This is a genomic window from Streptomonospora wellingtoniae, assembly GCF_031845375.1.
Lineage (GTDB): Bacteria > Actinomycetota > Actinomycetes > Streptosporangiales > Streptosporangiaceae > Streptomonospora > Streptomonospora wellingtoniae.
The window spans coordinates 282,431-308,035 of the sequence record NZ_JAVREK010000002.1 but is presented as its reverse complement, the minus strand read 5'-3'; the positions used below and the strand labels follow the sequence as shown (position 1 = coordinate 308,035).

The following is a 25,605-nucleotide window of genomic DNA, read 5'->3' as shown; positions in this document are numbered from 1 at the left end:
CCCCCGCCCGGACCCATCCGCGGCCTGTGAACGGAGCATTCGGCGATGGACACCCCCTCCGCGGCGGCCGGCCGCACCCGTCCCGAACCGGACGCGCCCCGGGCGCGGCTGCCGCTGCTGGACGTGCTGCGCGGCACGGCCATCCTCGGCACGCTGGCGACCAACATCTGGATCTTCACCGCACCCGGTGCCGAGATGGGCCTGCTGAGCGGATCGGCGCAGCTGGTGGACGTGCCCGGGCTGCTGTCGGACCCCTCGCTCGCGGCCGCGGCGGAGGCGCTGATGCGCTTCGCCGCCAACGGCAAGTCCTACGCGCTGCTGACCCTGCTGTTCGGTGCCGGGCTCGCGGTGCAGTTCGGCTCCGCCGCCCGGCGGGGCCGGCGCTGGCCGGGCCGCTTCACGTGGCGCGCGCTGTTCCTCTTCGCCGAGGGCACCGTGCACTTCGCCCTGGTGTTCGCCTGGGACGTGCTGATGGGCTACGCGGTGGCCTCGCTGCTGGTCGCGTGGCTGCTGACGCGCTCGCGGCGCGTCCGCACGGCGGCGATGTGGTGCGCCGGAGCGTTCCACATCGCCGTGATGGGGCTGCTGACCCTGGCGCTGGCGGCGGTGCAGGGCGCCGCCGGGTCGGGCCCCTCCCCGGAGGCCGTCCGCCTCTACGCCGAGGGAGGCTACGCCGACCAGGTGGCGGCGCGCCTGCAGAACGCGGCGGTGCTGCGGCTGGAGCCGGTGCTCGCATTCGCGATGATGGTGTTCCTGCTCCTGGTGGGCGTGCGGTTGCTGCGGGCCGGCGCGTTCGACCCGGGCCCTGCGGGTGCGGCCCTGCGATGGCGGCTGCTGACGTGGGGCCTGGGCGCGGGCGTCCCGCTCAACGCGGCCACGACCCTGGTCGGCGACGCGTTCTTCCTCGACCGGTACGTGGCCGCCCCGGTCGTGGCCTTGGGCCTGGTGGGGCTGATCGGCACGCTGCTGGACCGGTTCGGCGGCCGGGCCCGCCCCGGCCCGGTGGCCGGGCCGCTGGCGTGCCTGGGACGGACGGCGATGTCGGGCTATGTGCTGCAGAACGTACTGGCGATGCTCCTGTGCTACGGGTTCGGGCTGGGGCTGGCGTCGCGCCTCTGGGGGTCGGGACCGTGGTGGGTGATCGGCCTGTGGGCGGGCATCAGCCTGGTCTTGCTGGCGGGGTCGGTGCTGTGGCTGCGCCGCTTCGACCGGGGACCGCTGGAGGCCCTGCAGAAGGCGGTGCTGGACCGGATACCCGAACGGGAGCGGGCGGCGGCCGCGCGGGTCAGCCGGTGAACAGGCGCGCCGCCGTGCTGCTGACGCGCAGGACCGCGTAGCCGAGGAGGACCGCCACCACCGCCCACGAGGCCACGAGCAGCGGGAGCGAACTCCGGGAGGCGCCGTCGCCGGTCCCCGGCGCGGATCCGCCCGGCTCGGCTCCCGCAGCGGCGGCATCCGCGGGTACGGCCTGCGCGGGTACGGCCTGCGCGGGCTCCTTTGCGGCGGGCTCGAAGAAGCCCGCGCTCACGCGGCGGATCAGCAGGTTGGCGGCGAACCCCACGACCAGTAGCCCCACCATCGTGAACAGCGGCGCCTGATAGGCGTCCCGGGTGAGGGTGCCGGGCTCGCCCTGGGCGTCGAGGAACGCGTTGATGATCAGCGGCCCGGCGATGCCCGCCGCGGACCACGCGGTCAGCAGCCGGCCGTGGATGGCGCCGACCTCGTAGGTGCCGAAGAGGTCGCGGAGGTAGGCGGGCACCGTGGCGAACCCGCCGCCGTAGAAGGAGATGATGATGCCCGCCGTGGCGACGAAGACGATGGTCGAGGTGCCGCCGACGGTGGCCATGAGGATGTAGAGGATCGCGCCCACGCCCAGGTAGAAGGCATAGATGGGCTTGCGCCCGACGATGTCGGAGGTCGAGGACCACACGAACCGGCCGGCCATGTTGAACAGGGACAGCACTCCCACGAAGCCGCCGGCGGCGGCCGCGGTGACGGCCGACGTGCCCGAGGCGTCGCGGAAGAAGTCCTGCAGCAGCGGGCTGGCGTGCTCCAGGATGCCGATGCCGGCGGTGACGTTGGTGAACAGAACGGTCCACAGCAGCCAGAACTGCGGCGTGCGCAGCGCGTTGTTGGCCGAGACCCCCTCGGAGCCGGCCACCGGCGCGTGGTTGTTGGCGGCGGGGTTGTACCCGGCGGGCCGCCATCCCCTGGGCGGGACGCGGACAAGCAGCACGCCCATCATCATCAGCGCGAAGTAGCCCAGCCCGAGGGTGACGAACAGGCCCACGAGCGCGCCGCCGGAGGCCACCGAGCCGGGAACCGTGGCGTCGTAGGCGGGATCGTAGACCGCCATGAGCTGGTTGGACACCGGCGAGGCGACGAGTGCGCCGCCGCCGAAGCCCATGATCGCCAGGCCGGTGGCGAGCCCGGGCCGGTCGGGGAACCACTTCATCAGGGTCGACACCGGGGAGATGTAGCCGATGCCCAGGCCGATCCCGCCGAACGCCCCGTAGCCCAGGTAGAGCAGCCAGAGCTGGCCGGTGGCGATGCCGAGAGCGCCGACGAGGAACCCGCCGCTCCAGAACGCGGCCGCGACCAGCATCGCTTTGCGCGGCCCGTTGTGCTCGACCCAGGTGCCGCCCAGCGCCGCGGACAGCCCCAGCATCACGATCGCGATGGAGAAGATGACGCCGATCTGGGTCTGGCTGGCGTCGAAGTGCTCGACCAGTGAGTTCTTGTAGACGCTGGTGGCGTAGGCCTGCCCGATCGACAGGTGCACCGCCAGCGCAGCGGGCGGTATGAGCCAGCGGTTGTAGCTTCTGGGAGCGACGGATCTTTCCCGGTCCAGCACGCTCAACGCGGACAAGCGGCCCCCTCGATGCGACCTCGGGCCCTCGGCCCGGGGGGATGGGCAGTCTGCATCGGTGCATGTGGCGCACAATGGTTCGCATACCGCATACAGCCGACCGCCGACATGATGCCATGGTCGTCGGGGAGTGGGAACCCTCATAGGGGACGCCCAACACAGCGCCCCGCGGGGTGTGAACCCCCGTTGATCTTGTAGCCATCGTCACTGGAAATCGTTTTAATTCACGATAGCTACAAGATCAACGGGGGTTGGGGCCGACCGCTGACACGAACGCGCCCGGCCGCGGCCCTCGTCGGGCCGCGGCCGGGCGTGCGTCGGTGCCGGGCGCCCCGGATGCGGAGCGCTCGCGCCGGATGCCGGGGTCAGGCGCCCGCGGCGGACTTCAGGGCGGCCGCGCGGTCGGTCTGCTCCCAGGTGAACTTCGCGTCCTGGCGGCCGAAGTGGCCGTAGGCGGCGGTGCCGGAGTAGATCGGGCGCAGCAGGTCCAGGTCGCGCACGATCGCCGCCGGGCGCAGGTCGAAGACCTCGTCGACGGCCTTCTCGATGACCTCGGGGGCGACCTGCTCGGTGCCGAAGGTCTCGATGAAGACGCCGACCGGGTGCGCCTTGCCGATCGCGTAGGCGACCTGCACCTCGGCACGGTCGGCCAGGCCGGCCGCGACGATGTTCTTGGCGACCCAGCGGGTGGCGTAGGCGGCCGAGCGGTCGACCTTGGACGGGTCCTTGCCGGAGAAGGCGCCGCCGCCGTGGCGGGCGTAGCCGCCGTAGGTGTCGACGATGATCTTGCGGCCGGTCAGACCCGCGTCGCCCATCGGGCCGCCGATCTCGAAGCGGCCGGTCGGGTTGACCAGCAGCCGGTAGTCGTCGGCCTCAAGGCCGTAGCTCGCGACGATCGGCGCGATGACGTGCTCCTTGACGTCCGGGGTCAGGAGCTCGTCGATGTCGATGTCGGGGGCGTGCTGGCTGGAGACGACGACCGTGTCCAGGCGGACCGGCTTCTGGCCCTCGTACTCCACGGTGACCTGGGTCTTGCCGTCGGGACGCAGGTAGGGGACGGTCCCGTTGTGGCGGACCTCGGAGAGGCGCTCCGCCAGAGCGTGGGCGAGCTTGATCGGCAGCGGCATGAGCTCGGGCGTCTCGTTGTTCGCGTAGCCGAACATCAGGCCCTGGTCGCCGGCGCCCTGCTTGTCGAGCGCGTCGTCCTCCTTGTCGACACGCGCCTCGTAGGCGGTGTCGACGCCCTGGGCGATGTCGGGGGACTGCGCGTCGAGGGAGACCGAAACCCCGCAGGACTGGCCGTCGAAGCCCTTGGCGGAGGAGTCGTACCCGATCTCCAGGATCTTCTTGCGGACGATCTCTTGGATGTCGACGTAGGTCTTGGTGGTGACCTCACCGGCCACGTGTACCTGTCCGGTGGTGATCAGGGTCTCGGCGGCGACCCGGCTGGCCGGGTCGTCCTTGAGCATCGCGTCGAGGATCGCGTCACTGATCTGGTCGGCCATCTTGTCGGGGTGGCCTTCGGTGACCGACTCGGAGGTGAAAAGGCGACGGGACACGTTGAGTGACTCCTTGCAGCGGCTGCTGGCTGACAGTTGTCGGCTCGGCTCGGCCATCACGGAGGGGAAGGGGGTCTCCTCCGCGAAACCGACCGACGCGGTTGGTTTCTGAGGACCACTGTAGTGGGGCGGTGCTCGACGCGCTCGGGCGGCCTCGCCGCTCGGGCCGCACAAAGTCGGCCCCCGAGGCGGGGCGGCGTCGCCGCGTCAGCGCGGAATGCCTACTCAGGCGGCAACCTGCGGAGTGTGACGCACGACACACCCGAATTTCCGGTACCGCCCCGATCATGCCCATGTGCTGGGAATTCCCGTAGCGGAGAGCGAAACGGGAAGCTAGACACGCAACACGGAGCCCGGTGCGGCGCGGCAGCGGAGCGGTCGTATCGCCGCCGTCGCGATCACCCGGGGTAGCCGGATCCGCGGCTAGGGGGCCGTGTCGGCGGGCGCCAGCCGCGGGACCACGAGGTCCCACACGCGGTCGGCCAGGTCCTCCTTGGGACCGTTGCCGACCTCGGTGGCCGACCCGTCGGCCGCCAGCACCACCGCCTGGTTGTCCTCGGTGCCGAAGGCCCGGCCGTCGCCGACCTGGTTGACCACCAGCAGGTCGCAGCCCTTGCGGCGCAGCTTGGCGCGGCCGTTGGCGATCACGTCGTCGGTCTCGGCGGCGAAGCCCACCACCACCTGGCCCGGGCGCCCGCGCTCGGCGGACAGCCGCAGCAGGACGTCGGGGTTCTCGACGAGTTCGACGGGGGCCGGCCCCTCCCCCGTCTTCTTGATCTTTCCGGTCGCGGTTTCGGTCGGCCTGAAATCGGCGACCGCGGCGGCCATGACGACGGCGTCGGCGTCGCCGCTGCGGGCGAGGACCGCATCGCGCAACTCGCGGGCGGTCCCGACGCCGACGACCTCGGCCCCGGCGGGCGGCGGCAGCGCGACGTTCGCCGACACCAGGCTCACCCGGGCCCCGCGGGCCAGCGCGGTGGCGGCCAGCGCGTAGCCCTGGCGGCCCGAGGAGCGGTTGCCGATGAAGCGCACCGGGTCGATGGGCTCGCGGGTACCGCCGGCGGTGATGAGCACGTGGCGACCGGCCAGGTCTGCGGGCAGGCCGCCGCGGGCGAGCACGCGGCGGGCGGCCGCGAAGAGCGTGTCGGGCTCGGGCAGCCGCCCGGGCCCGGTGTCGGCGCCGGTGAGCCGTCCCGCGGCCGGCTCGACGACCACGGCCCCGCGCGAGCGCAGCGTGGCGACGTTGGCGCGGGTGGCCGGGTGCTCCCACATCTCGGTGTGCATGGCCGGGGCGAAGACGACGGGGCAGCGCGCGGTCAGCAGCGTGTTGGTGAGCAGGTCGTCGGCGAGGCCGTGGGCGGCCTTGGCCAGCAGGTCGGCCGTCGCCGGTGCGACGAGCACGAGGTCGGCGCGACGGCCGATGCGCACGTGCGGAACCTCGTGCACGGACTCCCACACCCCGGTGGCGACGGTGCGGCCGGAGAGCGCGGCCCAGGTGGGCTCGCCCACGAACCGCAGCGCGTCGGCGGTGGGGACGACTTGGACGCTGTGCCCGGACTCGGTGAGGCGGCGGAGTAGCTCGCACACCTTGTAGGCGGCGATGCCTGCTCCGACGCCCAGGACCACCTCGGGCCGGTTATCGATGTTCACCAGGAGATCCCAGCAGATGCGGCCGCGCGCCGGGCGGGCCGCCCCGGCCGGACCGTGTTCCGCGAGCGCCCCGCCTGTGCGGGCGGCGGCGGAACACGCCCGGGGGAAGGGTCAGGCGCCCTCGTAGGGCTCGGCGGTGAGCAGGCCGCTCTTGACCTCGCGCAGGGCGATGGACAGGGCCTTCTCCTGGACCTGGGTCTCGACCAGCGGACCCACGTACTCCAGCAGCCCTTCGCCGAGCTGGGCGTAGTAGGCGTTGATCTGGCGGGCGCGCTTGGCGCTCATGGTGACCAGGCTGTACTTGCTCTCGACGCATTCGAGGAGGTCGTCGATCGGCGGGTTGGTGATGCCTTCGGCGACGGGCTCGGTGCCTGCCACGTGCGTCCCCCTGGAGGGTCGGACGGCCCCTGCCGGGACCTGCGGATTCTGACTCGGCCTCAAGGATAGTCGACTGCGGGCGCCGCTCCGGCCGCCGCGCGGCTACCGTGGAGATATCACCGTTGATCTTGTAGCTATCGTCACTGGAAATCGTTTTAGTTCACGATAGCTACAAGATCAACGGGGGTTGGGGCCCGCGGACCGGTGATCATGCGGTTGCCCAACAGTCTGCTAGGCGGGCGCTCCCGGGGCGGCGTCGCCGCGGACGCCGATCAGGGCCAGCAGCCTCTCGCGCACCTCGTCGACGGAGGTGTTGACGAGGGTGGTGTCGAACTCCTTCTCCGCCGCGAGCTCGACCCGGGCGGTGTCGAGGCGGCGCTGGACGACCTCCGGCGGCTCGGTGCCGCGCCCGGTCAGCCGGCGCACCAGCTCCTCCCACGAAGGGGGGGCGAGGAACACCTGGAGCGCCTCGGCCATGGTCTCGCGCACCTGGCGGGCACCCTGCAGGTCGATCTCCAGCAGCACGGGCCGGCCGCCCCGCAGGCGCTCCTCGACAGGGGCACGCGGGGTGCCGTAGCGGTTGCCCGCGAACTGCGCCCACTCCAGAAGCTCCCCGGCGGCGATCATCGCGTCGAACCCGGCGTCGTCGGTGAAGTGGTACTCCACGCCGTCGGTCTCGCCGGGCCGGGGTGCGCGGGTGGTCACCGAGACCGACAGCCACACCTCGGGGTGCTCGGCCCGGAGTTCGCGGACGACCGTGCTCTTACCGACCCCCGAAGGGCCGGACAGGACGGTGAGCCGCTGCGCCCGGCCGGAGCGCCGGCCTCCCTCGGCACGGGAGGCGGAGGCGGAGTCGTAGGACACGTGCGGATCTAACTCTCGACAGGAGGGCCGACCGCGTCGCGGCCGACGGCGGCCCCGACGGGTGCGGGCGGGTTCGGCGCTGATCGCCGCCGACTCACCGCGCCCGGCCTGCCCTGCGCTCGCGGCGCGGGCGGGGCGCCGTCCGGCGGCGCCGGTGGCGATTGGTCTTTTATACCACCGCGCCGACCGCGGTCCGGCCGCTGCGCCGATGACGCGGCCGCCCTGGAACGGGGCGGTGCGGCGGTTCGGCGCGCCGCCGGCGCCGCCGCCGCGGGGCTGCGGCGGTGGGGCACCGGCGGTCGCGCTCAGGCCTGCCCCGCACTGGTGCGAGCGGCCTCAATCCGTCGTGAAAAACGGCACATCCGCCTTCGAGCGCTACTCGGCTCCGCCGAATTCGCGCTCCAGAGCCGAACGCTGGTTGGCGCCCAGCCCGCGGACTCGGCGGGACTCGGCGATGTTCAGCCGCTCCATGATCTGCTTGGCGCGGACTTTGCCGACGCCCGGGAGGGATTCGAGCAGAGCCGAGACCTTCATCTTGCCGATGACGTCGTCCGTCTGTCCGTCAGCGAGCACCTCGGACAGCGACACGCCGCCGTGCTTCAGGCGGTTCTTGACTTCCGCGCGCTCTTTTCTGGCCTTAGCGGCTTTCTCCAGAGCCGCGGCGCGCTGTTCGGGTGTGAGGGGAGGAAGGGCCACGCCGGGTCACCTCGGTTTTCTCTCGTTTGTAGAGGGCGGACGCCTGCGCAAGTTAGTAGGTTCCGACCCCGTTCGGCAACGCAAAGTCGCCTTTCAGGCGCCATTTCATCAAAGTAATTACTCTTTGTAATTGTTTGATTGCACAGAGGCAGGAAAATCAGGACTTTCGGCCCGGTTGAGATTCGGTTCAACCGTACCGCGACCGGACTCGGTCCTCGACCCCGCAGGTCATGGCCGTGCCGCCTCAGACAAGTTTCGGGCGTGAACTTTCTGCTGTCACGAAATGGCCGTAACCGGTCATCGTGTCCACAGGCGGGACGAGCGACGCACGGCGGAATCAGGCGGAGGCCGCCTCCACCCGCCGCAGCGCCGCAGCGATCGATGCGGCGGCCGCACCGGGGTCGGCGGCCCTGGTGATGGGTCGGCCGATCACCAGGAGGTCGGCCCCGGCCTCGTAGGCCGCCTCGGGCGTGGCCACGCGCGCCTGGTCGCCGTGGTCAGAGCCGAGTGGCCGCACGCCGGGGGTGATCAGGGTCACGTCCGGGCCGACCTCGGACCGCAGCGAGGCGACCTCGTGCGGCGAGCACACCAGCGCGCGGGCGCCCGCCTCGACCGCCAGGACGGCCAGGCGCCGCGCCGCGTCGCCCGCCGGTCCGGTGATGCCGACCTCGGCCAGCGCGGCGTCGTCCAGCGACGTCAGGATCGTCACGGCGGCGATGGTCGTCTGCGGGGCGGCTTCAACAGCCGCGGAGATCATCTCGCGCCCGCCGGCCGCGTGCACCGTCAGGATCGAGGGCTTGAACCGCGCGAGGTTGCGCGCCGCGCCGGCCACCGTGGCCGGGATGTCGTGCAGCTTGAGGTCGAGGAAGACCGAGGTCTTGTTGCCTCCGCGCAGGGTGCCCACGACCTCGGGTCCGTAGCGCAGATAGAGCTCCAGCCCCACCTTCACCGTGCTGACGTGGGGAGAGACCTCGGAGGCCCAGCGTGCGGCTGTCTCGATGTCGGGTGCGTCGATGGCGACGGCGATGGGCGCTGCCACGGTGGTTCTCCTTCGGCTCGCTGGGGTGGTCAAACGGTTCAGGGCGTGCGGCCAGCCGCGGAGCCGGGACGGCCCGCGCGGTGCCCGCGCGGTGGGACGCATGCGGCCGGCCGGTCAACGCCGGCGCGCTGCCCCGAGCGGTTCCCCCGTGCGGCCGGTTCATGCATGTTCACCGCGAGATGTGCGTCGGCGCCGCTGAGACGACCGCAGCGCGACGTTCCGTACCCGAGGGTAGGGCGGAAGCAACCCCGGGTACTTTGGGCACCTGGAGGCGATCTGAGCGGTTTTGCGGTCATCGTCCCTGCACGGTTCCCAACGGCCGGTGCGCGGCGCCGACGACGTCGGTCACCCGATCCGCACCACGCTCCTCCAGCAGCTCCGCCAGCTCGCGCAGGATGCGCACGCACGCGGAGGGATCGGCGAAGTTCACGGTGCCCGCGCCCACCGCCGAGGCGCCCGCGGCCAGGAACTCCAGCGCGTCGGCGCCGGTGCGCACACCGCCCGTCCCGATGATGGGCACGTCCGGCAGCGCTGCGCGCACGCGGTAGACGCAGCCCACGGCGATGGGGCGGATCGCCGGCCCCGAGACGCCGCCCACGCCCCCGGCCACCACCGGCCGCAGGGTGGCGGGGTCGATCGCCATGCCGCGCAGGCAGTTGACCATGCTCAGTCCGTCGGCGCCCGCGTCCACGCAGGCGCCGGCGAGGGCCACCGGGTCGGGCACGTCGGCGGCAAGCTTGGCGAAGACGGGCAGCTCCGGCTCGGCGGAGCCGCGCACGGCCGCGACCACGCGGGCCGCCTCGGCGGGGTCGTCGGCGAAGTCGCGCCCGTGGCCGGCGGGGTTGGCGCACGAGAGGTTGACTTCGAGCATCGACACGCCCGCCTCGGCGGTCAGCCGCGCGGCGAGCGCGGCGTACTCGTCGGCGCCCGATCCGGCCACGGAGGCCACGGTGGTGCAGCCGCGCGAGCGCAGCCACGGCAGGTCGCGCTGGAGGAACACCTCGATGCCCGGTCCCTGCAGGCCGATCGCGCTGAGCATGCCCGAGGGGGTCTCGGCGACCCGCGGGGCGGGGCGCCCGGCCCGCGGCTCCAGCATCACCGACTTGGTCGCCAGGGCGCCCAGCCGCGCGATGTCGTAGAAGCGGGCGAGCTCGCGCCCGGTTCCGGCGCAGCCGGCCGCCGCGATGACCGGGTTGGCCAGCTCCAGTCCGGCCAGGCGGACGCGCATGTCGGGGTTCACGCTCAGCCGGCCTCCCGTTCGGCGGCCCCGCCCGCGTCCTCGCCGCGGGCCTTCCAGCCGGGCGCGCCCAGCGCGTCGAAGGGGATGGTGCCCACGTCGTCGAAGCGCACCCGTTCGCCGCGGAAGACCGGCCCGTCTACGCAGGCGCGCGCCATGCGGGTGATGCCGTCCTCGCCGACCACCGGGACGACGCAGCTCATGCACACGCCGGTGCCGCAGGCCATCGCCTCCTCCACCGCCACCTGCGCGGGGATGTCCATGCGGGCGGCGGCCGCGGCGACCCGGCCCAGCATCGGCATCGGCCCGCAAGCGTAGATCACGTCGGAGCGCGCGTCGGCCACCACCCGATCGAGCGCGTCGGTGACGCGGCCGCGCACGCCGAAGGAGCCGTCGTCGGTGGTGAAGGTGGCTGTCTCGGCGACGCGGCGGGCGCTGATCGCGCTGAAGACCCGGTCCGCCGACGCGGCGCCGAGCACGAAGTCCACGCGGCAGCCCCGCCGGCGCAGCGCGTGCGCCAGCGGGAACAGCGGGGCCGCGCCGGATCCGCCGCCGACCAGCACGCAGTTGACCGGATCGCGCGGCAGGGGGAACGGTCGGCCCAGCGGCCCGACGACGTCGATGAGGTCGCGCGAGCGCCGCTCGGCCAGCCAGGCCGTCCCGGGCCCGCGCACCGCGAAGAGGAACTCCACGGTGCCGCCGTAGTCGGGCTTGACGTCGTGGACGGCGAAGGGGCGGCGCAGCAGCATGCCGGAGTGCTCACCGCCCACGCCCACCGAGAGGAACTGCCCGGAGCGGAACCGCTCGGCGATCTGGGGCGCCACGACCGTGATGGCGTGGTAGGCGTCGACGCGGCGCACGGTCAGCACGGAGCTGCGCGTCTGGACCGGCCCGCTGTCACTCACTCGGCTGCCCCGCCTCGATCCGCTCGGCTGCGCGGCCTGCCCCGGCCCCGCGCCCGGCCGCCTACCGGCCGCCCCCGTCGCGGCCGGGCGATGCCCGGCCGCCTCGACGCCCACTCACACGCGCGCTCAGTCCGCGGCGCCGCGCAGCGACGCGGCGTGGTCCTGCAGAGAGCGCACCCCGATGTCGCCCCGCACCAGGGCCTCGATGCCCTGGACCGCCGCGGCCAGTCCTTGGACCGTGGTGACGCTGGGCACCCCGCGTACGACCGCCGCGGTGCGGATCTCGTATCCGTCCAGGCGCGGACCGGACTGCCCGGCGCTGCCGAAGGGCGTGTTGACGATGAGGTCCACATCGCCGCGGTGGATGAGTTGCACGATAGTGGGTTCGCCGTCCGCTCCGGGACCTGCGCTGTGCTTGCGCACCACACGGGCGGCCACGCCGTGGCGGCGCAGCACCCATGCGGTGCCCTCGGTCGCCAGGATCTCGAAGCCGAGGTCGGCCAGCCGCTTGACGGGGAAGACCATGGTGCGCTTATCGCGATTGGCCACCGACACGAACACCGACCCGGCCGTCGGCAGCGAGCCGTAGGCGGCCAGCTGCGACTTGGCGTAGGCGGCCCCGAAGTCGGTGTCCAGGCCCATGACCTCGCCGGTGGAGCGCATCTCCGGCCCCAGCACGGTGTCCACGCCCTCGCCCTGGCGGTCGATGAAGCGGTTGAAGGGCAGCACCGCCTCCTTCATCGAGACGGGGGCGTCCATGGGCAGCGTGCCGCCGTCGCCCTCGGCCGGCAGGAGTCCCTCGGCGCGCAGCTCGCGCACGCCCGTCCCCAGCATCACCCGGGCCGCTGCCTTGGCCAGCGGCACGGCGGTGGCCTTGGACACGAACGGGACCGTGCGCGAAGCGCGCGGGTTGGCCTCCAGCACGTACAGGACGCCCGAGGCCAGCGCGTACTGGACGTTGAGCAGCCCGCGCACGCCGGTACCGCGGGCGATGGCCTCGGTGGAGTAGCGGATGCGCTCGAAGTCCTCGTTGCCCAGCGTCACCGCCGGCAGCGCGCAGGCCGAGTCGCCGGAGTGGATGCCGGCCTCCTCGATGTGCTCCATGATGCCGCCGAGGTAGAGGTCGGTGCCGTCGTAGATGGCGTCGACGTCGATCTCGATGGCGTCGTCGAGGAACCGGTCGATGAGTACCGGGTAGTCCGGGCTGACCTCGGCGTTGCGCTCGATGTAGTCGGCCAGCATCCGCTCGTCGTAGACGATCTCCATGCCGCGCCCGCCCAGTACGTAGGAGGGCCGCACCATCACGGGGTAGCCGATCTCGGCGGCGACCTCGCGGGCGCCGGCGAAGGAGTGGGCCGTGCCGTGCTTGGGCGCGGGCAGCCCGGCGTCGGCGAGCACCTTGCCGAACTCGCCGCGGTCCTCGGCGAGGTCGATGGAGCCGGGACTGGTGCCGACGATGGGCACGCCCGCGGCCTCCAGGCCGCGCGCCAGCCCCAGCGGGGTCTGCCCGCCCAGCTGGACCACCACACCGGCCAGCTCGCCGGTGGCGCGCTCGGCGCGTACGACCTCCAGCACGTCCTCCAGTGTGAGCGGCTCGAAGTAGAGGCGGTCGCTCGTGTCGTAGTCGGTGGAGACGGTCTCGGGGTTGCAGTTGACCATGACCGTCTCGTAGCCGGCCGCCGAAAGCGCGAACGAGGCGTGTACGCAGCTGTAGTCGAACTCCACGCCCTGGCCGATGCGGTTGGGGCCGGAGCCCAGGATGATCACCTTGGGCTTGGTGCCCTCGGGGACCTCGGTCTCCTCGTCGTAGCTGGAGTAGAGGTAGGGCGTCTTGGCGGCGAACTCCGCGGCGCAGGTGTCCACGGTCAGGTAGACGGGGTGGACGCCCAGCGCGTAGCGCAGCTCGCGCACGACCTCCTCGGACTTGCCGCTGATCTCGCCGATCTGCAGGTCGGAGAACCCCACGCGCTTGGCGGAGCGCAGCCGCCGGGCGTCCAGCCGGGCCCCGGCCAGAGCGCGGGCGGTCTCCTCCAGCTGCAGCATCTGGTCCAGGAACCAGGGGTCGATGCCGGTGGCCTCGTGCAGCTCCGCCACGCCCGCGCCGGCGCGCAGCGCCTGCTGGATCCGGCGCAGCCGCAGCTCGCCGGGCGTCGCCGCGGCACGCACCAGCTCGTCCCTGTCGCCGGGCTCGCCCGCCCAGGTGAACCCGACACCGTTCTTCTCGACCGAGCGCATCGCCTTCTGCAGCGCCTCGGGGAAGGACCGGCCGATGGCCATGGCCTCGCCGACCGACTTCATGGTGGTGGTCAGCGCGGGGTCGGCGCCGGGGAACTTCTCGAAGGCGAACCGGGGCACCTTCACCACGACGTAGTCCAGGCTCGGTTCGAAGCTGGCCGGGGTCTCGGCGGTGATGTCGTTGGGGATCTCGTCGAGGGTGTAGCCCACGGCCAGCTTGGCGGCGATCTTGGCGATGGGGAACCCGGTGGCCTTGGACGCCAGCGCCGACGACCGGGAGACGCGCGGGTTCATCTCGATGACGATCATGCGCCCGCTGTCGGGGTCGACGGCGAACTGGATGTTGCAGCCGCCGGTGTCGACGCCGACCTCGCGGATGACGGCGATGCCGACGTCGCGCATGCGCTGGTACTCGCGGTCGGTGAGCGTCATGGACGGCGCGACGGTGACGGAGTCGCCGGTGTGCACGCCCATCGGGTCGAAGTTCTCGATGGAGCAGACGACGACCACGTTGTCGTTGCCGTCGCGCATCAGCTCCAGCTCGTACTCCTTCCAGCCGAGGATGGACTCCTCCAGCAGGACCTCGGTCACCGGCGAGAGCGCGAGCCCCTGGCCGGCGATGCGGCGCAGGTCGGCCTCGTCGTGGGCGAAGCCCGAGCCCGACCCGCCCATGGTGAACGAGGGGCGCACCACGACCGGGTAGCTCAGCTCCTCGGCGGCCTCCAGGCACTCCTGGAGCGTGTGGCAGATGCGCGAGCGCGCGGACTCGCCGCCGATGCGCTCGACGATGCCCTTGAACGTCTCGCGGTCCTCGCCCGACTGGATGGCCTCGACATTGGCGCCGATCAGCTCGACGTTGTACTTGGCCAGCACGCCGGAATCGTGCAGAGCCACCGCGGTGTTGAGCGCGGTCTGGCCGCCCAGGGTCGGCAGGAGCGCGTCGGGGCGCTCCTTGGCGATGATCTTCTCGACCATCTCCGGGGTGATCGGCTCGACGTAGGTGGCGTCGGCGATCTCGGGGTCGGTCATGATCGTGGCCGGGTTGGAGTTGACCAGGACGACGCGCAGGCCCTCGGCCTTGAGCACGCGGCAGGCCTGGGTTCCGGAGTAGTCGAACTCCGCGGCCTGGCCGATCACGATCGGCCCGGAACCGACCACGAGGACGGACTTCAGGTCATTACGGCGCGGCATGTGCGGTCCCCCGGCTTACGACTGGGCGGGCTCGGCCGACCGGCCGGAGCTGCTGGACGGATCGGTGGAGGCGGCCATGAGGTCGCAGAAGGCGTCGAAGTGCTCGGCGGCGTCGTGCGGTCCGGCGGCGGCCTCGGGGTGGTACTGGACGCTGAACGCGGGCCGGTCGAGCAGCCGCAGGCCCTCGACGACGCCGTCGTTGAGGTCGACGTGGCTGACCTCCGCGCGGCCGTAGGGGGTCGCGAACGGTCCCTCCGCCGGAGCGTCGACGGCGAAGCCGTGGTTGTGGCTGGTGATGTAGACCCGCTTGGTGTGCACGTCCTGCACCGGCTGGTTCACGCCGCGGTGGCCGAACCTCAGCTTGAAGGTGCCCAGGTCCAGGGCGCGTCCCAGGATCTGGTTGCCGAAGCAGATGCCGAACAGCGGCGTGCCGGACTCCAGGACGCCGCGCATCGCGTCCACCGGCGCGTCGGCGGTGGCCGGGTCGCCCGGGCCGTTGCTGAAGAAGACGCCGTCGGGCTCCAGGGCCAGGATCTCCTCGGCGGTGGCCCCGCCCGGCAGGACCGTGACCTCGCAGCCGCGCTCGGCGAGGCGCTGGGGGGTCATCGCCTTGATGCCCAGATCCACGGCCGCGACGCGGAAGCGGGCGGCCACGCCCTCGGGCGGGCGGACCGTGTAGGGCTCGTCGGTGGCGACCTCGCCCGCCAGGTCGGCCCCGGCCATCTGCGGACTGGCCAGTACGCGCTCGCGCAGCCGCTCGGGGTCGGTCTCGACGGTGCTGATGGCCGCGCGCATGGCGCCGCGGTCGCGCAGGTGGCGGGTCAGGGCGCGGGTTCCGTCCAGGGCGATGCCCACCACGTCCTGGCGGACCAGCTCCTCCTCCAGGGTGCGCTCGGCGCGCCAGTTGGAGGAGACGCGGGCGGGCTCGCGCACCACGTAGCCCGAGACCCAGATCCGGCCGGACTCGGGGTCGTCGTCGTTGACGCCGGTGTTGCCGATGTGCGGGGCGGTCATCACGACGATCTGTCGGTGGTACGAGGGGTCGGTGAGGGTCTCCTGGTATCCGGTCATCCCGGTGTTGAAGACGACCTCGCCGAGGGTCTCGCCCTGTGCGCCGAAGGACCTGCCGTGGAACGCGCGCCCGTCCTCCAGGACGAGGACCGCGGGGGCGGCGCCGCCGGCTGCTGCGTGTGGATTCACTGGATCTTCCCATCGAGGACCGTGGGGACGCCGCGCAGGAACGTCGCCTGGATGCGGCCGGGCAGGCGCATACCCCGGTAGGGGGTGTTCGCGCTCTTGGAGGCCAGGGCCGCCGGATCGATGTCCGAGGCGGTGTCCGCGTCATACAGCGTAACGTTGGCGGGCTCGCCGGGGGCGATCGGGCGACCGTGACCTGCGAGACGTCCGATGCGAGCCGGTTCGGCCGACATCCGCCGGGCCAGCGCGGCCCAGTCGAGCAGCCCGGTGTCGACCATGGTGTGCTGCACCACCGACAGGGCGGTCTCCAAGCCGAGCATGCCCATCGCCGCCGTGGCCCACTCGGTCTCCTTGGCCTCGGCCGGGTGGGGCGCGTGGTCGGTGGCCACGCAGTCGACGGTGCCGTCGGCCAAGCCCTCCCGCAGCGCCCGCACGTCCTCGGCGGTGCGCAGTGGCGGGTTGACCTTGTAGACGGGGTCGTAGCTCTCGGCGAGGTCGTCGATGAGCAGGAGGTGGTGCGGGGTGACCTCGGCGGTGACGTCGCAGCCGCGCTCCTTGGCCCAGCGGATGATCTCCACCGAGCCCTTGGTCGAGACGTGGCAGACGTGCAGTCGCGAGCCGACATGCTCGGTGAGCAGGCAGTCGCGGGCGATGACCGCCTCCTCGGCCACGGCCGGCCAGCCGGCCAGGCCCAGCCGGTCGCTGACCACGCCCTCGTTCATCTGGGCGTTCTCGGTGAGCCGGGGCTCCTGAGCGTGCTGGGCGACGACGCCGTCGAAGGCCTTGACGTACTCCAGGGCGCGGCGCATCAGCAGCGCGTCGGAGACGCAGCTGCCGTCGTCGGAGAACACGCGCACCGCCGCAGCGGAGTCGGCCATGGCGCCCAGTTCGGCGAGCTGGACGCCGCCCAGGTTCCGGGTGACCGCGCCGACGGGCTGGACGTCGCAGTGCCCGGACTCGCGGCCCAGCCGCCAGACCTGCTCGACCACCCCGGCGGTGTCGGCGACGGGGTCGGTGTTGGCCATGGCGTGCACGGCGGTGTAGCCGCCGGCCGCGGCGGCCCGGGCGCCGCTGGCCACGGTCTCGGCGTCCTCGCGGCCGGGTTCGCGCAGGTGGGTGTGGAGGTCGACGAGGCCGGGCAGGGCGATGAGCCCTTCGGCGTCGACCACGGCGGCGCCGGCGGCGCTGAGACCGGTGCCGGTCTCGGCGATCGTGCCGTCGCGAATGAGGATGTCGACCGGGTCCCCCCCGGCGATCCGGGCACCGCGGACCAGGTGGGCGGCGCTGCTCTGGGTCATAGGGTCCATCGCTTCTGTGTGGTGGTCGTGTTGCGGGCGGGCGCGGCGCGGCCGCCGCCCCGGGGATCAGGCGGGCGCGGCGGGGCCGGGGCGGTGCGCGCTAGGAGCCGCCCAGGAGCAGGTAGAGCACGGCCATGCGCACGCTGACGCCGTTGGCGACCTGCTCGTTGACGGTGCTGCGCGGGGAGTCGGCGACCTCGGCCGAGATCTCCATGCCGCGGACCATGGGGCCCGGGTGCATGACGATGGCGTCGTCCTGCATGCGGGCGAAGCGCTCGCCGTCGAGCCCGTAGCGGCGGCTGTACTCGCGCGCGGTGGGGAAGAACGCGTCGTGCATGCGCTCGGCCTGCACCCGCAGCAGCATGACCACGTCGCTCTTGGGCAGCACGGCGTCGAGGTCGTAGGAAACCGAGCAGGGCCAGGTGTGCACCGACACCGGAACCAGGGTGGGCGGCGCGACGAGGGTGACCTCGGCGCCCAGGGTGTGCAGCAGCAGCACGTTGGACCTGGCCACCCGGCTGTGCAGGATGTCGCCGACGACGGCCACGCGCAGCCCGTCGAGGCGGCCCATGCGCTCGCGCATGGTGTAGACGTCCAGCAGCGCCTGGGTGGGGTGCTCGTGGGTGCCGTCGCCGGCGTTGAGCACGGCGCCGTCGACCCACTCGGCCAGCCGGTGGGCGGCCCCCGAGGCGCTGTGGCGTACGACGACGCCGTCGGCGCCCATGGCCTGCAGCGTCAGCGCGGTGTCCTTGAGGCTCTCGCCCTTGGAGACGCTGGAGCCCTTGGCGGAGAAGTTGACGACGTCGGCCGAGAGGCGCTTGGCCGCCAGCTCGAAGGACGTGCGGGTGCGGGTGGAGTCCTCGTAGAAGAGGTTGACCACGGTGCGCCCGCGCAGGGTGGGCAGCTTCTTCACCGAGCGGCCGCTGACCTGGGCGAGCTCGGCGGCGGTGTCGAGCACCAGCAGCGCCTCGTCGCGGGAGAGGTCGCCGGCGGACAGCAGGTGGCGCATCAGGCCTCCACCGCCCCTCCGCTCCGGCCGCCCGGGCGGGGCCGGTCCGCCGGGCCCAGCAGGACGGCGTCTGCCCCGTCGGACTCCTCCAGCTGCACCGTGACGTTCTCGCGCAGCGAGGTGGGCAGGTTCTTGCCGACGTAGTCGGCGCGGACGGGCAGTTCGCGGTGGCCGCGGTCGACGAGGATGGCCAGCTGCACCGCGCGGGGGCGGCCGAGGTCGTTGAGGGCGTCCAGCGCGGCGCGCACGGTGCGCCCCGAGAACAGGACGTCGTCGACCAGGACCACCAGGCGGCCGTCGATCCCTTCGGGCGGGATCTCGGTGCGGCCCAGCGCGCGGGCGGGAGCCAGCCGCAGGTCGTCGCGGTACATGGTGATGTCCAGCGAGCCCCGGGGGACGGTGCGGCCCTCGACGCGCTCGATGCGCTCGGCGAGGCGCTCGGCCAGCGGGACGCCCCGCGAGGGGATGCCCAGCAGGGTGACGTCGGTGCCGCCCTTGGTGCGTTCCAGGATCTCGTGGGCGATACGGGTCAGCGCCCGCTGGATCTCGGGGCCGTCCAGTACGGTCCGCGCAGCCGCAGGGGCGCGCGCGCCGGATCCGAGCGGATCGGCGGCTCCGTCCGGGGATGCACCCGAATCACGTTCGGCACGCTGTTGCGCACACACAGTAGTGACTCCCTTCCCTGCCTCACGGGACAGGCCGTTAAAGGATGTCGAACGCCTTCACGCTATCAGCGGAGGTCGAGCACTCCGGGCGGCCGGTCGGCGACACCCGGCGAAAAATGTGACTCTCGTCACACCCACTGATCTTGACATATCGCCGCATTGCTCCGCCAAGGGGGTGCCATGCACGGTGCACATACCGGGCAGAACTCCGAAATCCCCACGCCATCGGGCTTTCCGCGCACCGGGGGTGCATACGGTGTCCCGATCAGTCCCGGAATGAGAGCCCTCTCACTTACACACGGTTTGGCAACTGAATCGTCGCATTTCCACCCAACGGCTTGACCTGGCAACAGAACGGCCCTACCGTCACTGTCCGTAACCAATCTCGGGCGGGACGGCTCCGTCCGGGCCCTGCGGCAGGAGCCCACCGGGCGCCTTCGGCCGGGCGCGGTCGCCCATGGCGGACTCGGGGCCCTACCGCCCACACCAGCCACTCACGGCCGGGGAGCGACGAAGAAGATGCCATCCGAATACGCCAAGTCCCTAGGTGCGCGGCTGCGCGCCATCCGCACCCAGCAAGGGCTTTCCCTGCACGGAGTGGAGGAGAAGTCCCACGGCCGCTGGAAGGCCGTCGTCGTGGGCTCCTACGAGCGCGGCGACCGCGCCGTGACCGTCCAGAAGCTCGCCGAGCTCGCCGACTTCTACGGCGTGCCCATGTCCGAGCTGCTGCCGGGCGGCGCCGCGCCGACGCCGCTGGGCCCCACGCCCAAGCTGGTGATCGACCTGGAGCGCATGCAGCAGCTGCCCCAGGAGAAGGCCGGGCCGCTCGCACGCTACGTGGCCACCATCCAGAGCCAGCGCGGCGACTACAACGGGCGCGTGCTGTCCATCCGCCAGGAGGACCTGCGCTCGCTGGCGGTCATCTACGACCGCTCGCCCGGCGACCTCACCGAGGAGCTGATCAACTGGGGCGTCCTCGACCCCGAGGCCCGCCGCGCGGTCGACGCGTTCTAGCAGGTTCGGGCAGGCCTTCCGGCAGGCGCGAAGGACGGAACGGGAACCGCGGCGCGCACAGCGCGCGGCGGCCTCCGCGTGCGCCCGCGCCCACTCCCCCGGGTCGCGGACGCCCTGACCGCGGCCGCGCCGGCGGCACGCCGCCGAGCGCCGCGCGGACCGGTCCCGCGCTTGCCCGTACTCCTCGGGACGCGCGGTTCGCCCGCGCCGAGACGACGACGGCCGCGTCCCCGCTGCTCGAGTGCAGCGGGGACGCGGCCGTCGGTGTCGAAGCGGGCACCCGGCACCCGGATCACGCCGAGACGGATACAGGAAGGGGCGCGGCCGGGCAAGAGGCTTCCCCTCCCCCCGCCCGGCCGCCGTCCCGCGCCCGCGGGCCCAACCGGACGGGCGGGCCGCGAGCACAGCATGTACGTAGCTTCCGAACGACCCGGCAGGGCCTCATCCGCGACCCCAGTCGAACAGAAGTACGAACAAGACCAGTTAAGCGCACCCCGGCGGCCTCCGTCAACAGCGCCGCGCGCGGACGCCGGTCGTCTACCGTGGCCCTGTGCGCACCACCGAGATCGAGTTGTGGGAGCTGGCCGCCCCGGCCTTCCTGCACGCTCTGCCGGCCCTGATGGAGATCTACACGGCCGCGATGGAGCCTCCCCGCGAGCAGCTCGCCGGGCGCCGCTCCATCATGCGCGAGCACGCCCGCTATCCCCGCTTCCGCTCGGTGATCGCGCTGCCGCGGGAGGGCGGGGGCGCGGCCGGATTCGCCTACGGGTTCCGCGGCGGCAGCGGGCAGTGGTGGCACGACATCGTCGCCGCCGAACTGCGCGAGCGCGACCCCGGCGCCGAGCGGCGCTGGTTCGCCGACTCCTTCGAGGTCGCCGAGCTGCACGTGCTGCCCGCCTACCAGGGGCGCGGCATCGGGCGCAGCCTGCTGGAAACACTGACGGCGGCGCGCAGGGAGCGCACCGCCGTCCTGTCGACACCGGCCGGCCCCACGGCCGCCCGGGGCCTCTACCGCTCGCGCGGTTTCGTCGACGTACTACCGGAGTTCCACTTCCCCGGCAGCCCTCACCGGCCCTTCACGATCATGGCCGCGCCCCTGCCATTGCCGGGAGGCGGTCGGCGGCGACCTGCTCGTAGATCTCCCGTGTGGCAGTGGACTGGTTGAACGTGATGAAGTGGATGCCGGGGGCGCCCTCGTCCAGCAGCCGCTCGCACATGCGCTGCGCCTGCTCGATGCCCAGCTTGCGCACCGACTCGGGGTCGTCGGCGACCTTGTCGAACTCCTCGGCGAGGTGGCGCGGGAACGGCGCGCCGGAGAGCTGCTCGGACATCCCGATCGTGGAGTGCTTCACCACCGGCATGATCTCGGGGATGATCGGGGTGTCGCAGCCCGCGGCCGCCACCCGGTCGCGCAGCCGCAGGTAGTCCTCGGCGTCGAAGAACATCTGGGTGATGGCGTAGTCGGCGCCCGCGCGGCACTTCTGCACGAGGTACTTCGTGTCGGACTCGATGTCGGGCGAGCGGGGGTGCTTGTAGGGGAAGGCGGCGACGCCGACGCTGAAGTCGCCGGTCTCCTTGAGCAGCCTGACCAGATCCTCCGCGTACTCCAGCCCCTCGGGGTGCTTGACCCACTCGCCGAGCGGGTCGCCCGGGGGGTCGCCGCGCAGCGCGAGGAGGTTGTTCACGCCAACGCCGGCGAAGCGGCCGATGAGGTGGCGCAGCTCGCGCACGGAGTGGTTCACGGCCGTCATGTGGGCGACGGGCAGCAGTGTCGTGTCGGTGGCGACCTGCTCGGTGATCTCGACGGTGAGATCACGTGTACCGCCGCCGGCGCCGTACGTCACCGAGATGAACGACGGCTGCAGCGCCTCGATCTGGCGGATCACCCGCCAGAGTTTGCGCAGTCCTTCCTCGGTCTTCGGCGGGAAGAACTCGAATGAGAATGTCGGTTCGCCGGCCTTGAGCAGTTCGCGGATGTCGCGCGGCCGCGACGCTGCGGCCGGCGCGCTCCCGTTGCGTGTCGATGACCCAACCATGCAGTCCACCTTAGGCGAAGCCCTGCGCCGCGCCGGGAAGGTGGGTACCCACTACCCGCTCCACCTGCGCGAACACCTGCAGAAACGCCTCGGGGTGCCACGCGGCGGCGGCCGTGTACCGGCCGGCGGCCCCGCCCCTCCGGCGTCGCCGCGACGCGACGCGCGGACCCGCCCGTCAGGCAAGACACGCCATACCAACCGATAATGTGCAGCCCATGACCTTCTCCGCCGCCTCTCCGGTCTCCTTCGTGCGCACGGCCGTCGACGACGAGATCGCCCGGTTCGTCGCCCGGCGGCGCGCCCAGCTGCTGGAGATCGGCTCCGAGCTGAGGCCGGCCGTCGACGCGCTGGAGGCCATGCTCGCCGGGGGCAAGCGGCTTCGGCCGGCGTTCTGCTACTGGGGTTGGCGCGGTGCGGGCGGCGCTGACGTGCCGGGCATCCACGCCGCCGCGGCGTCGCTGGAGTTCCTGCAGGCCTGCGCGCTCATCCACGACGACGTGATCGACAACAGCGACACGCGGCGCGGCCTGCCCGCCACCCACAAGCGCCTGGAGGAGCTGCACGAGCGCTCAGGCTGGAGCGGGTCGGCCGCGGACTTCGGCCGCGGCGCGGCGATCCTCATCGGCGACCTGTGCCTGGCCTGGAGCGAGGACCTCTACCAGGCCAGCGGGCTGGAGCCGGAGGCGCTGCAGGCCGGGCGCACGCCCTTCGACGCGATGCGCACCGAGGTGATGGCCGGGCAGTACCTGGACATGCTGGAGCAGGTCCGCGGCGGCGGCGCCGTCGAGGCGACGCTGCGGGTCATGCACTACAAGGCCGCCAAGTACACGGTCGAGCGCCCACTGCACCTGGGCGCTGCGCTGGCGGGCCGCTACGAGGACCTCTCCCCCGTCTACACCGCCTACGGGCTACCGCTGGGCGTGGCATTCCAGTTGCGCGACGACATCCTGGGGGTCTTCGGCGACCCCGAGGAGACGGGCAAGCCGGCAGGCGACGACCTGCGCGAAGGCAAGCGCACGCTGATCGTGGCCGAGACGCTGGAGCGCGCGGGGGCGGCCGACCGCACCGAGTTCCTCCGGCTTCTGGGAGACCCCGGCCTGTCGACGGGGGCCGTGGAGTGGATGCGCGGTGCGGCCGAGGACTGCGGCGCGCTCGCGGCCTGCGAGCGCCGCATCGACGACTACGTCGAGCAGTCCGGAACGGCGCTGGAGAGCGGCCTGCTCGACGGCTCGGCGCGCTCGGCGCTGGCCGACCTCGTGGTCGCGGCCACCGCCCGCAAGCACTGACGGGCCCCGGCGCCGTGCGGGCCGCTGCGGCCCCGGAGGCGCGCGGCCCCGGGCCAACGGCCCGGTGCGGCGGTCCTCGCTGCCTCCGGGCCCCGCGCCTCACCCGGCGGCGGAGCAGCGTCCCTTTCGCCGACGGTCGCACCGGGACGCCGCTTCGTGCACGCTGAGGGGAAAGCACGTCCCGCGGCGCCGCCCGCGCTTGGAGGCACCATCGTGGACGCCACACCACCCCCCGCACGCGGCCCCCTGCGCCCGGCAGAACGCGCTCCGGCCCCGGATCTGGCCCGCGGGTTCATGCTCCTGCTGATCGCGCTGGCCAACACCCCTCTGTACCTCTACGGATCCCGGCAGTCGCCGCTGGGCGCCCACCCCGTCGACGGGACGGCGGCCGACCGCGCCGTGCAGTTCGTGATGATCCTGGCCGTGGACGGGCGCGTCTACCCGATGTTCGCGTGCCTGTTCGGCTACGGGCTGATGCGCATCTACGACCGCCAGCGCGAGGCCGGCGCCTCGCGGCGGGAAGCGGCCGCGGTGGTGCGCCGACGCAACCTGTGGTTGCTCGTGTTCGGATTCGTGCACGCCGCGCTGCTGTTCCTCGGCGACGTCCTGGCCGCCTACGGGCTGCTCGGGCTCGTCCTGGGCGGCCTGCTGCTGGGACGCGGCGAGCGCGCGATGCGGTGGACGGCGGCGGTCCTCGCCGGACTGGCGCTCGTGCTGTGGGTGTTCAGCGCGCTCGGCGCCGCCCTGGCGGCGCTCGCCCCGCCCGGCGCCGTCGGCGGGGGCGAGGCGGAAGCCGGCGTGTCCGGCATCCTGCGGTCCTCGTTCAGCGAGAAGGACTACCTCGCCTCCGTCGCGGACCGTCTGGCCGCCTGGGCGTTCATTGCGCCGCTCCAGGCCCTCGCACTGGTGATGCCCGCCATGATGGCGCTGGGCCTGGTGCTGGGCCGCCGCCGGGTGCTGGAGCGCCCCGACCGGTACTTCCGCCCGCTCGTCGCCACCGCCGCGGCGGGGATCGGTCTCGCCTGGGCGTCGGCCCTGCCCGAGGCGCTGGCCCATGTCGGCGCCGTTCCGGCGAGCGGCGCCGTCACCGCGGCGCTCAGCGGTGTGCGGCAGCTGAGCGGCGTGCTCGGAGGCGCGGGCTACGTGGCGCTGTTCGCGCTGGTCGGCCGCGCGGTGGGCCGCAGGGCGCACCGCGGACCGGGCACTGCCGCCGTCGTCGCGGTCGGCAAGCGCTCCCTGTCCTGCTACCTGGCCCAGTCGGTGCTGTGCGCGCCGCTGCTGGCGGCCTGGGGCCTGGGCCTCGGCGCGCACCTCGGCAGCGCGGCCACGGCCCTCTTCGCCGCCGGCGTGTGGCTGGCCACGCTGGTGGGCGCTTACGCACTGGAGCGGGCCGGTCGGCCCGGACCGGCCGAGGCGCTGCTGCGCCGGCTGAGCTACGGGCCCGCGGCCCGCAGCGGCGCCGACGGCGCGCAGGCCGGCCCGACCGGCGGTCCGACGCGCTGAGAGGCGCGCGAAAACCCGTGACCGCGGGCGTCCCGAACGCGCCCTCCCGGGGTCGGTGACCCCGCGCCCCGACTGTCGCAAAATGCCATCCATGGGGAAGTACGGGGACTACCAGGCATCGACGCACATGATCGGCATCACGGGCGCCACCGGCGCCCTCGGCCGACGGGTCGCCGAACGGCTCGCGCAGCGCGGCGCGTCCCAGCGGCTCATCGTCCGCGACCTCAACCGCGCACCGGATCTGCCCGGGGCGAGCGCGGCCATGGCCGCCTACGAGGACATCGACGCCTTCGAGCGCGCCGCCCGGGGCGTCGACACGCTGCTGCTGATCCCGGCCCCCGCCTCCGACGATCGCGTCGAGCGGCACCTCGGCGCAGTGGACGCGGCGCTCGCGGCGGGTGTCGGCCGCATCGTCTACGTGTCGTTCCTCTCCGCCGGGCCCGCCTCGGTCTGCGCCGCGGCCCGGGACCACTTCTACACCGAGGCCCGCATCCGCGCCTCGGGGGTGCGCCACACCTTCCTGCGGCCCGGCCTGTACCTGGACCTGCTGCCGTCCTGGGTGGACTCCGCCGGGCTCATCCGCGGGCCGGCCGGCCAGGGCCGCCTGGCGTGGGTCTCGCGCGAGGACGCGGCCGAGGCGGCGGTGGCCGTCCTCACCGGCGGTACCGGGCACGACGGCCGCACCTACGATCTCACCGGGCCCGAGGCGGTGGGGCTGGGCGAGACCGCGCGCCGGCTGTCGGCGCTGACCGGGCGCACCATCGCCTACGCGCCCGAGAGCGTGCCGACGGCCGGGGGCCGCCTGCGGGTGGGAGAGTCGTGGGCCGGAGGCGGCGCCTGCGCCGCGATCGCCGCAGGCGAGCTGGACGTGGTCTCGCCCTCCGTGCCCGAGCTGATCGGCCGGCGCGCCCAGTCAATCGAGGGCTACCTGCGCACCCGCCCCAGCGCGCTGCACCACGCACCGGTCTGACGCC

21 protein-coding genes are annotated in these 25,605 nt (G+C 73.0%); 6 read left to right on the top strand and 15 right to left on the bottom strand.

The features are described from left to right. Nucleotides 1-45: 45 nt before the first annotated feature. Entirely contained in the window at nt 46-1,296 is a 1,251-nt protein-coding gene (locus RM446_RS03155; RefSeq protein ID WP_311543526.1) for a DUF418 domain-containing protein, read from the top strand. On the opposite strand, the gene RM446_RS03150 is transcribed toward RM446_RS03155, so the two are convergent. The 14 genes from RM446_RS03150 to pyrR form a co-directional block, all read right to left on the bottom strand. Continuing rightward, the gene (locus RM446_RS03150; protein WP_311543620.1) at nt 1,286-2,860 is read right to left on the bottom strand and encodes an OFA family MFS transporter; all 1,575 of its coding nucleotides are present in this window, start codon (nt 2,858-2,860) and stop codon (nt 1,286-1,288) included. The genes RM446_RS03155 and RM446_RS03150 overlap by 11 nt on opposite strands. A 374-nt stretch (nt 2,861-3,234) precedes the next feature. Beyond that, the gene (gene metK / locus RM446_RS03145) at nt 3,235-4,428 is read right to left on the bottom strand and encodes a methionine adenosyltransferase (protein WP_311543525.1); all 1,194 of its coding nucleotides are present in this window, start codon (nt 4,426-4,428) and stop codon (nt 3,235-3,237) included. A gap of 423 nt (nt 4,429-4,851) precedes the next feature. Beyond that, nucleotides 4,852-6,054, bottom strand: coding sequence for a bifunctional phosphopantothenoylcysteine decarboxylase/phosphopantothenate--cysteine ligase CoaBC (gene coaBC, locus RM446_RS03140; RefSeq protein ID WP_311543619.1), 1,203 nt, complete (start codon nt 6,052-6,054; stop codon nt 4,852-4,854). Nucleotides 6,055-6,189: 135 nt separating this feature from the next. After that, the gene (rpoZ, locus tag RM446_RS03135) at nt 6,190-6,456 is read right to left on the bottom strand and encodes a DNA-directed RNA polymerase subunit omega (RefSeq protein ID WP_131098133.1); all 267 of its coding nucleotides are present in this window, start codon (nt 6,454-6,456) and stop codon (nt 6,190-6,192) included. A gap of 231 nt (nt 6,457-6,687) precedes the next feature. After that, nucleotides 6,688-7,320 (bottom strand): guanylate kinase, encoded by a 633-nt coding sequence (gene gmk / locus RM446_RS03130; protein WP_311543524.1) that lies wholly within the window; start codon nt 7,318-7,320, stop codon nt 6,688-6,690. Between the two features lie 375 nt (nt 7,321-7,695). Beyond that, nucleotides 7,696-8,016, bottom strand: a complete 321-nt coding sequence (gene mihF, locus RM446_RS03125; protein ID WP_131098131.1) for an integration host factor, actinobacterial type — start codon at nt 8,014-8,016, stop codon at nt 7,696-7,698. A gap of 337 nt (nt 8,017-8,353) precedes the next feature. Continuing rightward, nucleotides 8,354-9,055: an orotidine-5'-phosphate decarboxylase gene (pyrF, locus tag RM446_RS03120; protein WP_311543523.1), complete on the bottom strand. Its 702-nt coding sequence runs from the start codon at nt 9,053-9,055 to the stop codon at nt 8,354-8,356. Nucleotides 9,056-9,347: 292 nt separating this feature from the next. After that, nucleotides 9,348-10,295: a dihydroorotate dehydrogenase gene (locus RM446_RS03115; protein WP_311543522.1), complete on the bottom strand. Its 948-nt coding sequence runs from the start codon at nt 10,293-10,295 to the stop codon at nt 9,348-9,350. Between the two features lie 2 nt (nt 10,296-10,297). Next, nucleotides 10,298-11,197 carry a dihydroorotate dehydrogenase electron transfer subunit gene (locus RM446_RS03110; protein ID WP_311543521.1) on the bottom strand — a complete coding sequence of 300 codons (900 nt, stop codon included), beginning with the start codon at nt 11,195-11,197 and terminating at the stop codon, nt 10,298-10,300. 126 nt (nt 11,198-11,323) lie between these two features. Beyond that, nucleotides 11,324-14,623 (bottom strand): carbamoyl-phosphate synthase large subunit, encoded by a 3,300-nt coding sequence (gene carB, locus RM446_RS03105; protein WP_311543520.1) that lies wholly within the window; start codon nt 14,621-14,623, stop codon nt 11,324-11,326. Between the two features lie 15 nt (nt 14,624-14,638). Next, nucleotides 14,639-15,823 (bottom strand): glutamine-hydrolyzing carbamoyl-phosphate synthase small subunit, encoded by a 1,185-nt coding sequence (gene carA, locus RM446_RS03100; protein ID WP_311543519.1) that lies wholly within the window; start codon nt 15,821-15,823, stop codon nt 14,639-14,641. Beyond that, on the bottom strand, nt 15,820-17,118 hold the full coding sequence (locus RM446_RS03095) for a dihydroorotase (RefSeq protein ID WP_311543518.1): 1,299 nt from the start codon (nt 17,116-17,118) through the stop codon (nt 15,820-15,822). The genes carA and RM446_RS03095 overlap by 4 nt, the downstream gene beginning before the upstream one ends. 100 nt (nt 17,119-17,218) lie before the next feature. Beyond that, the gene (locus RM446_RS03090) at nt 17,219-18,127 is read right to left on the bottom strand and encodes an aspartate carbamoyltransferase catalytic subunit (RefSeq protein ID WP_311543517.1); all 909 of its coding nucleotides are present in this window, start codon (nt 18,125-18,127) and stop codon (nt 17,219-17,221) included. Next, entirely contained in the window at nt 18,127-18,792 is a 666-nt protein-coding gene (pyrR, locus tag RM446_RS03085; protein WP_311543516.1) for a bifunctional pyr operon transcriptional regulator/uracil phosphoribosyltransferase PyrR, read from the bottom strand. Before pyrR ends, RM446_RS03090 begins: the two co-directional genes overlap by 1 nt. Before the next feature lie 519 nt (nt 18,793-19,311). Between pyrR and bldD the strand changes: the two genes are divergently transcribed. Further along, nucleotides 19,312-19,806, top strand: coding sequence for a transcriptional regulator BldD (bldD, locus tag RM446_RS03080; RefSeq protein ID WP_017591133.1), 495 nt, complete (start codon nt 19,312-19,314; stop codon nt 19,804-19,806). 619 nt (nt 19,807-20,425) lie between these two features. Continuing rightward, the gene (locus RM446_RS03075) at nt 20,426-20,971 is read left to right on the top strand and encodes a GNAT family N-acetyltransferase (protein ID WP_311543618.1); all 546 of its coding nucleotides are present in this window, start codon (nt 20,426-20,428) and stop codon (nt 20,969-20,971) included. On the opposite strand, the gene metF is transcribed toward RM446_RS03075, so the two are convergent. Then, complete coding sequence (gene metF, locus RM446_RS03070; RefSeq protein WP_311543515.1) at nt 20,889-21,842, bottom strand: methylenetetrahydrofolate reductase [NAD(P)H]; 954 nt, start codon at nt 21,840-21,842, stop codon at nt 20,889-20,891. The two genes, RM446_RS03075 and metF, sit on opposite strands and share 83 nt — an antisense overlap. 215 nt (nt 21,843-22,057) lie before the next feature. On the opposite strand from metF, the gene RM446_RS03065 reads away from it, so the two are divergent. The 3 genes from RM446_RS03065 (at nt 22,058) to RM446_RS03055 (ending at nt 25,601) form a co-directional block, all read left to right on the top strand. Next, a complete protein-coding gene (locus tag RM446_RS03065) occupies nt 22,058-23,128 on the top strand; it encodes a polyprenyl synthetase family protein (RefSeq protein WP_311543514.1) in 1,071 nt (356 codons plus the stop codon). Nucleotides 23,129-23,341: 213 nt separating this feature from the next. Then, complete coding sequence (locus RM446_RS03060) at nt 23,342-24,631, top strand: DUF418 domain-containing protein (RefSeq protein ID WP_311543513.1); 1,290 nt, start codon at nt 23,342-23,344, stop codon at nt 24,629-24,631. A gap of 91 nt (nt 24,632-24,722) precedes the next feature. Continuing rightward, nucleotides 24,723-25,601 carry an NAD(P)H-binding protein gene (locus RM446_RS03055; RefSeq protein ID WP_311543512.1) on the top strand — a complete coding sequence of 293 codons (879 nt, stop codon included), beginning with the start codon at nt 24,723-24,725 and terminating at the stop codon, nt 25,599-25,601. Nucleotides 25,602-25,605 lie beyond the last annotated feature (4 nt).

Excerpts from the sequence above, each read along its gene's own strand:
- RM446_RS03075 (WP_311543618.1), top strand. The coding sequence starts at position 20,426 with ATGGAGATCTACACGGCCGCGATGGAGCCTCCCCGCGAGCAGCTCGCC.
- RM446_RS03065 (WP_311543514.1), top strand. The coding sequence starts at position 22,058 with ATGACCTTCTCCGCCGCCTCTCCGGTCTCCTTCGTGCGCACGGCCGTC.
- bldD (WP_017591133.1), top strand. The coding sequence starts at position 19,312 with ATGCCATCCGAATACGCCAAGTCCCTAGGTGCGCGGCTGCGCGCCATC.
- metF (WP_311543515.1), bottom strand. The coding sequence starts at position 21,842 with ATGGTTGGGTCATCGACACGCAACGGGAGCGCGCCGGCCGCAGCGTCG.
- RM446_RS03055 (WP_311543512.1), top strand. The coding sequence starts at position 24,723 with ATGGGGAAGTACGGGGACTACCAGGCATCGACGCACATGATCGGCATC.
- carB (WP_311543520.1), bottom strand. The coding sequence starts at position 14,623 with ATGCCGCGCCGTAATGACCTGAAGTCCGTCCTCGTGGTCGGTTCCGGG.
- RM446_RS03090 (WP_311543517.1), bottom strand. The coding sequence starts at position 18,127 with ATGCGCCACCTGCTGTCCGCCGGCGACCTCTCCCGCGACGAGGCGCTG.
- RM446_RS03155 (WP_311543526.1), top strand. The coding sequence starts at position 46 with ATGGACACCCCCTCCGCGGCGGCCGGCCGCACCCGTCCCGAACCGGAC.
- RM446_RS03095 (WP_311543518.1), bottom strand. The coding sequence starts at position 17,118 with ATGACCCAGAGCAGCGCCGCCCACCTGGTCCGCGGTGCCCGGATCGCC.